This window comes from Pseudomonadota bacterium (genome assembly GCA_041395565.1).
Lineage (GTDB): Bacteria > Pseudomonadota > Gammaproteobacteria > UBA9214 > UBA9214 > UBA9214.
This window is the reverse complement of record JAWLAI010000005.1, coordinates 43,592-56,704: the sequence shown is the minus strand read 5'-3', so window position 1 is coordinate 56,704 and position 13,113 is coordinate 43,592. Positions and strand designations below refer to the sequence as shown.

Here is a 13,113-nt window from a genome sequence, read left to right as displayed (position 1 = left end):
CAGCGGCGTGTGGCGCCTGCGCCTCTTTGCGCGAGGTTCGTCAGCGGCCCGCATGGCTGATAGCAGCCGAATTCTTCATGCAGCGATACAGGAAACAGCAATGTCAGCTCTGATCTGCGGTTCGTTTGCCTACGACACGATCATGGTGTTCAGGGACAGGTTCAGGAATCACATCCTACCGGATAAGGTACATATCCTGAACGTTGCCTTCCATGTTCCGGAGATGCGTCGCGAGTTCGGTGGCTGTGCCGGCAACATCGCCTATAACCTGAAGCTGCTCGGCGGCGAGCCGATACCGATGGGCGCCGTGGGAATGGACTTCGGTCCGTACGCCGAGTGGCTGGATTTCAACGGCATCAACCGGGCGCATGTCGTCGCCCTGGAAGGCTTTTACACGGCGCAGGCCTTCATTACGACAGACATGGACGACAACCAGATCACGGCGTTCCATCCGGGGGCGATGGACGAGGCGCACTGCAACGCGGTCGGTGCCGCAGGTGGCATCAGCATCGGCATGGTATCACCCGATGGCCGCCAGGCCATGATCGAGCACGCGGAGCAGTTCGCCGCGGCCGGCATTCCCTTCATCTTCGATCCCGGGCAGGGACTGCCGCTGTTCGGCGGCGAGGATCTGCGCAGGTTCATCGAACTGGCAACCTGGGTGTGCGTCAATGACTACGAGTCATCGCTGCTGCAGGAGCGTACGGGCATGACGCCTCACGAGATCGCGGAACGGGTCGATGGGCTGATAGTTACCCTGGGAGCGGAGGGTGCGCACATCTATACCCGCGACCAGCGTATCGACATCCCGCCAGCCCAGGCGCGGCAGGTGCGGGATCCGACCGGTTGTGGCGATGCGTTCCGGGGCGGTCTCCTGTACGGACTGATGCGCAAGCTGGACTGGGAGACCACCGGCAGGATCGCGGCGCTGCTGGGTGCCATCAAGATCGAGCAGCACGGTACCCAGAATCATCGCTTCACGCCGGATGAATTCCGCAAGCGGTTCCGCAACGATTTCGGATTCGAGCTGGGAGTCTAGCGACAAGCGGCGGGTGTGGGAGAAAAGACCGCCATCCTTGGCGGATAAGTCTTCCTGAATCGCACCACACGATGACCCTATCTTGGCATGATTGCAGTGCCGCGCATATAGTACAGCCAGCCTAGTACATTGGTATTAGCGCCGGTCTCGTAATCACCCGCGCATCGTACAGTTGCCCGCAATGCGCGCCGCGCGGCCCAGATCAGCCGCGCGCTTGCCATGCGTTCTCATCTACCGCGGGCGCCCGGGGTGACGGTGTTTGCGCCATGCCTGCCGCCGCAGGCCCTGAGCCGTGTCGCACGGCAAGGACAGGGAAAATGGCCCGGAAAGGCGGTCGTCACGGCTGGCGTTCCCGTTCCTGTCGCCATTCCCCCGTTTCGGGTGATGTTTCTGCCAGCACTGCCTGTAGCCTGTCGATGGCCGTCTCGGCGGCTGCCGCCTGACGGGACTGCAATGCCGTTTGCAGCAGTCTGAATGCTTCATGGAAGTCTACGAGCTGGAAGAAATCCACAATGCCTTTGAGCTGGTGCACGTGGTCCCGTATCGCCGCTTCGTCGCCCGCGGCATGCGCCAGTCGCAGGGCCTGCAGCCGGGCGACCAGTTCGCGATGCAGACGCTGGTGAAATTCGGGCGGTAAGCCGCTGCCAGCCGCTGTGGCTGCCTGTGCCATGCCGGCCGACAGGGTTGCCGTGCCGGCGGACGCTGCCGCACGCGCACCGGGTCGGCCCCACGTATCCAGCATCCCGGTCAGGCGCGTTGCGGAGACCGGTTTGAGCAGGCAGTCGTCGATGCCGGCGCTGGCGAGGGCATGATTCTGGTCGGTGAACACATCGGCTGTGAGTGCGATGATCGGCGTGTCACGGTTGATGCCCTGCCGGATGTAGCGTGCGGCTTCCAGCCCCCCCATCACCGGCATATGGATATCCATAAAAATGATATCGAAGCGGTGCACGTCGGCTACCGCACAGGCTTCGCTGCCGTTGGCCGCAAGCGTGGCCCTGACGCCGAGTTCAGCCAGTATCTGGCTTAACAGCTCCTGGTTGAAGTGGTTGTCCTCGACCACCAGGACTTCCAGACCTGCACTGGCCGGCCGGGCTTCCTGGGCCGGCTGGCCGGGCGTGGCGCCGATAATGGATGTGCCCGCTTCATCGGGCAGCATGATCAGGGTCCGGACCGTACGCAGCAGCAGATCGCTCCTGACCGGCTTGGACAGGATGCGGCAGTGCTCCCGGCAGTTGCTGTCCGTGGCGGGGTCTTCGAGCTCGGCGCTGACCAGGAACAGGCGCGGGACCGGTACCGCCAGCGCGTAGGTCCGGCACAGCCCGGCGCAGTTGCTGCGCTCGAATTCGGCGCCGCCGATGCCCGCCACCACGAGGTCGCAGGGGTTGGCGCCCGTGCCGAGTGTTGCCAGCATCTCCTGCAAGCGGTCGGGATCCGAGGTGTTGAAAACAGTGGCGCCCCAGGTGAAAAAGCGGTTGCGCAAGGCACGCAGCGAAAACGGGTTGCGGTCGAAAACACAGATCGTCTTGCCGGCGAGTATCTTCGCCGGCACGTTACCGTCCTGATCGATCCGCGGCGAATTCAATGTGAAACTGAATACCGAGCCTGTACCCTGCTTACTGCTGACCTGGATGGCGCCGCCCAGCTGTTCCACCAGCTGCTTGCTGATCGAGAGTCCGAGGCCGGTGCCGCCGTGTCTGCGGCTGGCAGTATCATCAGCCTGGTAGAATGGCGAAAAAATCTGGCCGAGTTGGGTTTCGTTCATGCCGATGCCGGTATCGGTGACGGCGAACATGATGGTTACGTCATCCGGTTCCGGGTTGGGCACGGAAATCTCGACGATGACATGGCCTGTCTCTGTGAACTTGATGGCATTGGCGGCGAGATTGGTGAGCACCTGGCTGATCCGGTTCTGGTCGCTGATGATGAAGCGGGGCACATCCGAGTGGATGTAGAGGACCAGTTCCAGCTGTTTCTCGTGCGCGGTGGCACTCAGCATGCTGACGACATTCTCGAGGCAGTCGTGCAGGTTGAATTTCGACAGTTCCAGCTTTACCGCCCCCGACTCGAGGCGTGAATACCCCAGGATGTCCTCGATAACCTGCAGCAACTGGGCGGCGGCCTGGTTGATGGTGCGCGAATACTCCTGCTGGTTTTCCGTCAGGCGCGTCTTGCCAAGCAGCTCGTTGAATCCGATGATGGCGCTCAGCGGCGTGCGGATCTCGTGGCTCATGCGGGCGAGGAAGTCGGTCTTCGCGGCCGCGGCGCGTACCGCCTCGTCGCGTGCGTGATTGAGTTCGATATTCCTGTGCTCCAGTTCAGTCACCGTATGTTGCAACGCGGCGGTGGCATCCTCGATCTCCCGTGCCAGCTTGCCCTGTGCATGCTGCAGCGTGTTCGCCATCTGGTTGATGCCTGCTTCCAGGCTGCCGAGTTCGCCCGGCGATCCCTGCCGGCTGCGCGCAGCGAGATCTCCTCCCGTCAGTTTGCCGACAATACCGGTGAGATGCCTGATCGGTGCGGAGACGCTGCGGGCGACGAGATATGCCAGCAGGAAGGTGGCCAGCAGTCCGGTGAAGGTGAGTATGCTGCCGGAGATGAAGGTGTTGCGCAGGTTCTCCAGCAGCCCGGTGGTGGAAAGCGTCAGCGTGACCTGGCCAAGTTCGGGATTCTCCGGGCTGTGCACCGTGGCGGCGGCGGTTTCAGCCTCGAAATCCGAGATGCTGACGCCGGTTCGCATGACGATGGCCCTGAAGGTCGCGGACTGCTGAGGAGCGTCGGGCAGCTCCGCTGTGCCGGATCGGGCCAGGACTCGGCCGTTGGCATCGCTGACGCTGGCCGTCACCACGTCCTCCTCGCGGGCAACGGAGTCCAGCTGTCGTTGCAGCTCGGCGGGATCCTGGGCATACAGCCCGAATTCGCACAGGGCCGCCAGCTGCCGCGCCATGTGTGCGCCCCGCGCCTCTAGCGCATTCCTGGCGTCCGTCATGTAACCGCTGGTGATACGGTACCCGAGCGTCAGGATGACCAGCAGCATGGGAATGGTGAAGGACAGCAGGATGCGCTGCCCGATGCCGAGGTTTCTGATCATGCGCATCATGGTCGGGACCCTTCATTGATCATGCGCTCGTCCAGGCGCTGCTCGTCGCAGACGCTGCCGCCCAGGGAGCTGCAGACCGACTGGTTAACGGCGATGCTGAAGTAGGCCGGGAACGCAGCCGCCGGCATGCACTTGCCGGGCCTGCCGGCACGCTCCAGCACGATCTCGGCGGCCTGCCGGGCCATCTGTTCGGGTTCCGAGTAGACCGCGCCGGCAGCGCCGGCCTTGACGTAGGCCTGCGAGAAGCCGATCACCGGCAGTCTGCGCTGGTACGCCGAGTACAGCAGCCATTTCGCATTTTCGCGGTTGAGTACGAGCGGATCGTTGACCGCGAGCAGCAAGTCCGCTTCATGGAGCAATCCGTTCGCGGCCACGGAGATGTTCGGTTCGGGGCCGGTGGATCTGGCGATGATCCTGCGGTCGCTGTTTGCTGTCAGTGCCTCGACTTCGGCCCGGCGCTGATCCGACGTCGGACCCAGCAGCAAGCCGTAGCTGGCAGCCGCGGGGAACATCAGTCTTGCCAGGGCTGCCTGGCGGGCGAGTGGCTGATCGATGTAGATGGCGGATTGCCTTGCGCAGCCAGCCGCTGCGTCCGGCAGTGTCCGATAAACGCTTTCCGGCAGGATGGTATAAAGTACGGGTGCCGTGTGCGCGTGCGCTGCAATCTCCCGCGCCGCGCTCGTCCCGATGGTGACGATCATATCCGCGGCCTTGAGCTGCGCGTCCGTGATCGCTGCCGCGTCGAGATAATCGACGCTGACATCGATTGCCGGCGTGCCGCCTGGCGCCGCGGCGAGGTCAGCGGTGAAGCGCTCGATGAAGCGGCTGTAGAGGTCGGCGCTGCTGCTGGCGACGACCAGCACCCCGGTGGCGCGGGCGCAGGGCTGCCCTGCGAACAGCAGGGCAGCGGCCAGCAGCGCGCACCACCGGCTGCTGCCGTGCGCACTCCTGTGACCCAACCGGAAAGCCCTGACCATGCGACCCGCCGTTGCCAGTGGCTTATCTGAATTCGACCGTCAGGCGCAGGAAGGCCCGGGTATCGAAAACGTTCTCGTCACGGAAGGTGTAATAAGCGTTGCCGAGATTCTGTACGATTGCCTCCAGCATCAGGTTTGCATCGCTGCTGCGCCAGCGCCGTGCCAGCCTCAGGTCGACCCGCTTGTAATCCTCGAGTCGGTCGCCGTCGCCGAGCCAGATCAGCTGGGACAGGTGGTAGCCGGCGATGCTGGCCTCGAAACCGTGCGGCAGCGACTTGCTCGCCAGCAGGCTCGCCGTATAGTGCGGAGCGATATCGTAGATGAAGAAGCCTTGAACCGGCGGGTTGATCTGTTCGGCCTCGACGAAATCCGTGTCGAGGACCGCGAGCTGGGCGGAGATGAAATCGCGTGGCCCGGTCTGGTATTTCAGCTGCAGTTCGCCGCCGCCGGTACTGATATAGCCCTCGTTGATCAGGCTCGATGCCGTGAACAGACCCTGAATCGCCGGGATCGGCTGCTGGATGGTCGGGTCGGAGACGAAGTGGATGCGGTCCGTGGTCTTTTCACGGAACAGCTTGGCATCGACCAGCAGGCGGTTCTCCAGCCAGTAGCCGGTATAGCCGAGTTCCAGCGCACTCAGGGTTTCCGCGCCAGGGTTGCCGGATATGAAATCGATCAGGTAGGGTCTGCCGTCATCCAGTTCGTAGACATTGTTGAAATGGCTTTCGACCAGTGACGGATTGCGCTTGGCGCGGGTGTAGCTCAGACGCACGGACTGTTGCGGGCTGAACAGCCAGTTCGCTGCGATACGCGGCGACAGGTAGGCGCCGAATTCATCGCTGTTTTCCGCCATCGCTCCGGCGTTCAGCAACAGCTGGTCGGTGGCGCGGTAACTCACATTGGCGAACACGCGTTCGCTCCATTCGTCGATCCAGTCGTTCCGGTTCGTCAGTACCTCGGATTTCAGCCGGTTGATCCGGAGTCCGGCGCCGACGATGCCGCGCAGTTTGCCCCGTTGCGGCGAGGTGTACTGCAGTTCGGTGTCGTAACGCTGGCCGCGGTAGTCGAACAGTCCGAAATCCGCCGATTCGTTCGGACCCGTGCCGAGCAGCGCCTGTATCTGTGCATCTGTCAGTGGCAGGTTCACCGAACTGTAGGCGTGCCAGATCAGGTCGCGGTAGTCGTCGTCGGAGTTGTAGTTGTTGTGATAGAACTGCCAGCGCAGTTCGGCTTCGTCCGCGGTGGCGCGGCGCCAACTCACCAGCCCGTAGCCGCTGGATACCTGCTTGTCGTGCGGCGGCGGTTCGTTCTGCGGCTCGGCGCCGGCACCGAGGTCGCCGGCGGCGTAACCGAGCTGAAAATCGAATTCGTCGCTCGGCCGCGGGTTCCATACCCCGCGCAGCGAAAGTCCGCCCAGGCGGCGGCCGTCGTTGGTCGAGTTGAGGTCGCCCGGCAGACCGGTGTCCTCCTGGTAGTCGAGGGTGACGCGGTAATCGAGTTTGTCCTGCTTCCCTGCATACCGGAGCATGCCGTGGCGGGTATTCAGATCGCCGGCCGTGACCCGGGCAGTCGTGCCCCGGTCCTGCCAGGGCATGCGGGTGATGATGTTGATGACGCCCGAAACGGCGTTCGCGCCGTACAGCGGGCTGTTCGGGCCCCGGATGACCTCGATGCGTTCGATGTCTTCCGGCACGATGCCGAGGAACACCCAGTCCACGTCCGCGAACGAGGGCTGGTAGATCGAACGCCCGTCGATCAGTACCTGCATGCTGCGCGGGAAGGCATCACCGAAGCCATGGTAGGTGACGGCCAGCTGGTTGCCCTGGGGATAGGACACCTGGATACCGGGTACCAGGCGCAGGACATCCGCGATCTCCAGGGCGCCGGAGGCGATGATGGTCTCCCGGTCGATGATGGTGATCGAGGCGGGCGACTCGGTCAGTGGCTGGCGTATACGGGTGGCCGAGATGACCGTGTCGATGGCGCCGGTAAAATCGTCCTCTGTCTCGAGCGCCGCCAGTGCCAGGGGGGCGCTGTCGGCGGCGGTCGCTGCCAGTGCCGGCGTGGCGGCCAGCTGCAGCATCAGAGCGGCAAGGGTGCCGTGGCGCAGGCTAGTCATGGTTTGGATCACGTGTAGGCTCCCTGTGGTCGGCATATGCCTGTTATCAGGGATGCAGTCGCATCCCCCGTTATTTGCACGGGGCGGTCCGGTCTGCAGCTTGTCGCGTCGGTTTGGCTGTTTGTTCAGCGTGTCTCAAACAGTCCGAGTTTTCTGCAGGCGATGGCCGCCTCGGTACGATTATTGACGTCCAAAATCCTGAGTATGGCAGAGATATGGATCTTGATGGTATGTTCGGAGAGTCCGAGCTGGTTGGCGATGGATTTGTTCGAGTGTCCGCCAGCCATCAGCTCCAGGACATCCAGCTGCCGGGTCGTGAAGGTGTCGCGCGTGACCGGCGCACCAGGGGTGTGGATGCCGGTACGCAGGACCGATTCCGCTTCACCTGTGCCGAACAGTTCGGAGGGTATGTAGACTCCCCCGGACAGCACCAGCTGCAGCGCGCTGACCAGCACGCCATTGGCGACGCTCTTGGGGATGAAGCCGGCTGCGCCGTGTTCGATGGCGCGCTGCATGATGCGGCAGTCCTCATTGGCGGATACGACCACGACCGGGATGTCGGGGCGCATATTGCAGAGTTCCGTCAGCAGATCGAGTTCGTTGACGTCCGGCATTTGCAAATCCAGCACGATCAGGTCGACGTCAGCGTGCGCCGCCAAGGCGGTGTGTACTTCTGCGGCGGATGCCGCCTCGACCGGCACGGAGGGCGTCGGCAGCCCGGCGAGGGCGAGCTTGAGCCCTTCGCGCACCAGGCTGTGATCATCGGCAATCAGGATTTTGAGACTATCTTTCACGCGTTCCCCGGACGTCCCTGTTGTTTTCTCTGTTCGATTATCGCCAGTCCTTGGCGAGTAGCAATATATTATGCCTATAAATCAGCATCTTTATTGACTGGTCGCAAGACGCACGGGTGTGGCGGCAACTCCGCGCGCAAAAGCAGTACCAAAGTACTAGTACACTTGTATTATGCGCCGGCCTGCTGCGCATACTTTCGTGGTAACGGATTGTCGCTGCCCGGCATGCGGGTAACAGCGCAAGGTGTTACGCGGCTGTCCGCGGCGGGTATTTGTGCCGACGTCCCTTCAAGCGCTGGCGCTGGCAAGGGTGCACGTGCCGCCTGTCGCGGGAAGCCCGTGCCGGGGCGGGCGGATATGCGGGAGGGCCAGTTACGCGGCTGGTGTGAAGTCGGTATCGGGTGCGCCGGCTGCAGCACCTTGTGTCGCTGTTGTTGCCCAAGCGGACTCATAATTCCTGGGAAATGTGCCAGTCTTTTTTGATGTGTTTGATGTAACGCGGATGGTCGATCTGCCGCGCCTCCATAGCCGTTCCCTGCAGACCGAAGGCGTCCCGGGTGCCGCTGACGAAAAGCCTGCAACCCACCGCACCACGCCATCTGATCGGTAGCGGCGCATGGTCACGGTAGGTGTAGATGTTATCGGTCAGGTCGCCACCCTGGATCACGCAGGGGCAATCCGGCAGGCTGCCGTCCAGCGTGGCGCCGCGGATGACGATATCGAGCGCCTGTGTCCACAACGAGTCTTCGAATGCGCCTTCCATTTCCTGTAGCAGGTACAGGCGGGAAAAGTGCAGGATGAAACTGTCGTCCTCCCGTTCGATGGCTGCCAGCGCCGCGCCGGGCAGTTGCAGTATGTTGGTGGTATCGCTCATGCAGTGATCTCCGGTCGGTGGTTCGTGTTCGGTGCAGGCAGGCCATGGCTCCGTGGCGCAGCCGTTGTTGTCCGCGGTTACGGGGCCATCAATCCCGCTGGTGCCGCCAGCAGATTTGCGAACGCCTGCCGGTCGGTGACCGGCGGGCTGCAGGCAGTGCCGCTGCAGACATAGGCCGTCGTCTGTCCCGGCGTCGGCGCGCGCGCTGCCAGCGCATCCGGCAAGGACTGTGCGTGATCGGGTAGAGCCAGAGTCAAGCGGCGCGGACCGTAATCACTGGCGGCCAGCCTGCGCCAGGTCTCCAGTGGCGCGCCCTGTCCGCGGATGATGACGCACTGTTGTCCCAGCAGCAGTTCCTCCAGCGCGACCAGCAGGCTGGCATGCACGTGCGGCATCGATTCCATGCCGGACCAGGCGTGTCTGAGCGTGTCTTCCGCGGCCTGCAGGTAGCGTGGTTCAGCGAGCAGCCGGCCGAGACGTCCGAACACCTTGGCAGCGATGCCGTTACCTGCGGGTGTGGCCTCGTCATGGTCGACACGCGGGCGCTCGAGGAGCTGTTCATGGTCATCGGAGGTGAAATAAAAGCCGCCGGCGGGATCGCGAAAACGCGCGAGTACGACCTCGGCCAGTGCCAGGGCGAAGTCCAGCTCCCCGTCGCGCCAGCGCACCTGCTGCAGTTCCAGGATGGCGTCGATCAGGTAAACGTAGTCATCCAGGTAGGCGTTGAACCGGGCGCGACCGTCCTTCCAGGTGGCCAGCAGGCGCCCGTCGTGCCACAGCCGGGTCCTGATGAAATCGAGTGCGTGCTGCGCCGACGCGGCCCATGCCGGTTCGTCCAGGTGGCGAGCGGCGACCGCCATGCCCCGGATCATGAGGCCATTCCAGGCGGTGAGCACCTTATCGTCACGCCCCGGCCCGATGCGGTGCCGGCGGGCCTCCAGCAGCCGTGTGCGTGCCTGTTCGATGGCGGCTGCAACCGCGCTCGCATCCCGGTTGTATTCCGCTGCCAGCTCGGCAACCGTGCGGTGGACGGACAGGTGCCAGCGGCCTGCGAAGTTTGCCGCGCCGTCCAGTCCGAAGTGGCGTGCGCACAATTGATAATCGCCGGCTGCCAGCAGTGTGCGCACCTCGTCCGGTGTCCAGACGTAGTAACGGCCTTCCTCGCCTTCGGAGTCGGCATCGAGGCTGGAGCAATAGCCTCCCGCCGCGTCCTGCATCTCGCGTAACACCCAGTCGGCGGTCTGCCGGCAGACCCGTTCGTAGAGCGGATCGCGCGTTGCCGCCCAGGCCTCGGCGTAGAGCGCGAGCAGTGCGCCGTTGTCATAGAGCATCTTCTCGAAGTGCGGGATCAGCCATTGCCCGTCGACCGAGTAGCGGCAGAAGCCGCCGCCCACCTGGTCGAACACGCCGCCTTGCGCCATCCGGTCCAGGGTGAAGGTCACCATGTGCAGGGCGCGCCGGTCCGGTTCCGCCCCTGTGCCGCGGCTGCCGGCCCAATGACGCAGCAGATATTCCAGGCTGGTCGGGTGCGGGAATTTCGGCGCCGCACCGAAACCCCCGTGCTGTTCGTCGAATGTCTGTTCCAGCAGTTGGCGGGCACTGTCCAGCGGCAGGGTATGGATGTCACTGGCAACCGGACTGTCGCGCAGCGCATGCAGCGCCTCGATCAGTGACCGGTTCTGTGCCTGAATCTGGTCGGGATGGGTTGCGAGGTAATCGGTGATACGCTGCAGCACCTCGCGGAATGCGGGCAGTCCGTGACGTGGCGCGGCCGGAAAGTAGGTGCCGGCGAAGAAGGGTGTCTGGTCGTCAGCGGTGAGGAAGACCGTCAACGGCCAGCCGCCGGGTCGCCGGTTCAGCAGCGAGTGGGCCGTCTGGTAAATCTTGTCGAGGTCGGGGCGTTCCTCGCGGTCGACCTTCACGTTTACGAACTGTGCGTTCATCTGCGCGGCGGTTGCCGGATCCTCGAACGACTCATGGGCCATGACGTGGCACCAGTGACAGGCGGAATAACCGATCGACAGCAGGATGGGCTTGCGTTCGCGACGCGCCTTTTCGAGCGCCGCCGCGCCCCATGGATGCCAGTCGACCGGATTGCGCGCGTGTTGCAGCAGGTAGGGACTGGTTTCACCGGCGAGGTGGTTGGTATAGTCGGCGCTCTGACTCATGCGGCTGAATTCACCAGCGGGGCGTTGTACTATAGTCGATGCGCCGCCGGGTGTCGCGTGACAGCTGCCCACCTCACCTATATCTTGTAAGGAAATCAAGTGTATCCGAGTACCGACAATCGCACCTGCAGTGAGGCGCGCAGTAGCGCGGCGCCAGGTGGCCGGGTCGGCCCGCAATGACGCTGAGGCGTCACACCAGACAGGGGCTGGCCGGCAACGCTCTCATGCCGGCGCCGGTCGGCGGCAGCGCCACCCGAGCGCGGGAACCCGGGTACCGCCGCAGCGCCCTAGCGCTGCGTTTCGTCTCCGTGCCGCTGGGCAGCCGGCTGCGCACCAGGTTCCGCCGTCATTGCCGGTCGGAGATCATTCGCGACGGTGTATTACGGGTTGGCTTCCTTGTCGTCCGTTGCTGAAGTGCGCCAGCCTGGCGCAGCCGGCGCGTGGTATCTGGATCCGCGCAAGTCATGGGCTGCGCTGCTGCTGCTCTGGCTGCTGGCCACGCTCGCCGGCCTGCTGACGCGGCCGCTCATACCCGTCGATGAAACCCGTTACGCCGCGGTGGCGTGGGAGATGTGGGCGCGCGGCGATTTTCTCGTGCCGTATCTGAACGGTGCGCCGTACAGTCACAAGCCGCCGCTGTTCTTTTGGCTCATGCACGCCGGCTGGTGGCTGTTCGGTGTCAGCGAATGGTGGGTACGGCTGGTTACCCCCCTGCTCACGCTGTTGCTGCTGGGGGCAGCGGCGGCGCTGGCACGGCGGCTGTGGCCGCAAGAGCGGCAGGTCGCCGCGCTGGCACCGTGGGTGCTGTTCGCCTGCGTATTCCTGACAGGGTTCTTCGTCTGGGTGCAGATGGATGTGTTGCTGGCGCTGTGTACCGTGCTGGCCATGCTGGGTATCGTACGGGCGGCAGAGGCACCGGCCGGGGGCTGGTTGCTTGCCGGGCTGGGCATCGGCCTGGGTGTGCTGGCCAAGGGTCCGGTCATCCTGGTGCACGTGCTGCCGGTGGCGTTGCTGGCGCCGGCATGGATGCCCGCACGACCGCCGCGCGGCTGGCCGGCCTGGTATCTCGGCGTGCTGGCCGCTGTGGCGACCGGTGCCCTGATGGCCCTGGCCTGGGCGCTGCCGGCCGCCGCGGCGGGTGGCGCCGAGTACCGGGCGGCGATCCTGTGGGGGCAGACAGCGGACCGGATCGTGACCTCGTTCGCCCATGCCCATCCGTTCTGGTGGTATCTGCCGTGGCTGGCGTTCCTGTTCGCTCCGTGGATACTGCTGCCCTGGTTCTGGCGGGGGCTGCCGCAGGCCTGGTCACACAACGACAGGGGGCTGCGCCTGTGCGCAACCTGGCTGATTACGGTATTTCTGCTGCTGAGTCTGGTCAGCGGCAAGCAGGTCAAGTACCTGCTGCCGATCCTGCCCGCGTTCGCCCTGCTGGTGTCGCGCCTGCTCGTACGCCTCCCTGCGCACGCGGTGACGCCGCGGCCCTGGTTGCCGGCCGTGCTGCTGGCCGTGCTGGGCATGGCCGTAGCCTTACTGCCGCGCTTTATCCATACCGCCGCGTGGTTGCATGCGATACAGCCGCTATGGGGCGTGCTGCTGGTCGTCGTGGCCGGGGTATGGCTGCTCCTGCCGCCGCTACCGCCGCTGCGGCAAGCGCCGCGGCTGGCGCTGCTGTCCGTGCTGGCAGTGGCGATCATCGAGATCGGTGTAATCAGGGTCGGTGCGCCGGCTTATGACCTGCAAGCGGCGAGCCGCTTCATTGCCGCCGCCCAGGCGGCCGGGCAGCCGGTGGTGGTGCTGGACCGCTACCACGGCCAGTTCGGCTTTTACGGTCGCCTCACCGGGACCCTCGAATATGTCGGGTCCGCGCAGGCGCTGGACTGGGCGCGGCAGCACCCTGACGGCTACCTGGTCAGTACCGGGCGGGTGCTGCCGGAGACGGCCCCTGCCGCGCCATTTGCCCAGCCCTATCAAAGCGGGTACCTTGCCATCCACACCGGCCGCCAGGTGCTCGCGGATCCCGGCCTGCTGCCCTGATGCCAGCA

General features: G+C 64.4%; 8 protein-coding genes. 2 read left to right on the top strand and 6 right to left on the bottom strand.

What is annotated here, in order from left to right:
* The first annotated feature begins 100 nt into the window (after window positions 1–100).
* Window positions 101–1,039, top strand: a complete 939-nt coding sequence (locus R3F42_08115; protein MEZ5541994.1) for a carbohydrate kinase family protein — start codon at window positions 101–103, stop codon at window positions 1,037–1,039.
* 337 nt (window positions 1,040–1,376) lie between these two features.
* On the opposite strand, the gene R3F42_08110 is transcribed toward R3F42_08115, so the two are convergent.
* The 6 genes from R3F42_08110 to R3F42_08085 form a co-directional block, all read right to left on the bottom strand.
* A complete protein-coding gene (locus R3F42_08110) occupies window positions 1,377–4,139 on the bottom strand; it encodes an ATP-binding protein (GenBank protein ID MEZ5541993.1) in 2,763 nt (920 codons plus the stop codon).
* Window positions 4,136–5,116: an ABC transporter substrate binding protein gene (locus R3F42_08105; protein MEZ5541992.1), complete on the bottom strand. Its 981-nt coding sequence runs from the start codon at window positions 5,114–5,116 to the stop codon at window positions 4,136–4,138. The genes R3F42_08110 and R3F42_08105 overlap by 4 nt, the downstream gene beginning before the upstream one ends.
* A gap of 22 nt (window positions 5,117–5,138) precedes the next feature.
* A complete protein-coding gene (locus tag R3F42_08100) occupies window positions 5,139–7,235 on the bottom strand; it encodes a TonB-dependent receptor (protein ID MEZ5541991.1) in 2,097 nt (698 codons plus the stop codon).
* A 125-nt stretch (window positions 7,236–7,360) separates the two neighbouring features.
* A complete protein-coding gene (locus R3F42_08095) occupies window positions 7,361–8,029 on the bottom strand; it encodes a response regulator transcription factor (GenBank protein ID MEZ5541990.1) in 669 nt (222 codons plus the stop codon).
* A gap of 448 nt (window positions 8,030–8,477) precedes the next feature.
* Window positions 8,478–8,903, bottom strand: a complete 426-nt coding sequence (locus R3F42_08090; protein MEZ5541989.1) for a hypothetical protein — start codon at window positions 8,901–8,903, stop codon at window positions 8,478–8,480.
* 77 nt (window positions 8,904–8,980) lie between these two features.
* On the bottom strand, window positions 8,981–11,071 hold the full coding sequence (locus tag R3F42_08085; GenBank protein MEZ5541988.1) for a thioredoxin domain-containing protein: 2,091 nt from the start codon (window positions 11,069–11,071) through the stop codon (window positions 8,981–8,983).
* A 396-nt stretch (window positions 11,072–11,467) separates the two neighbouring features.
* Between R3F42_08085 and R3F42_08080 the strand changes: the two genes are divergently transcribed.
* The gene (locus tag R3F42_08080; protein ID MEZ5541987.1) at window positions 11,468–13,105 is read left to right on the top strand and encodes a glycosyltransferase family 39 protein; all 1,638 of its coding nucleotides are present in this window, start codon (window positions 11,468–11,470) and stop codon (window positions 13,103–13,105) included.
* Window positions 13,106–13,113 lie beyond the last annotated feature (8 nt).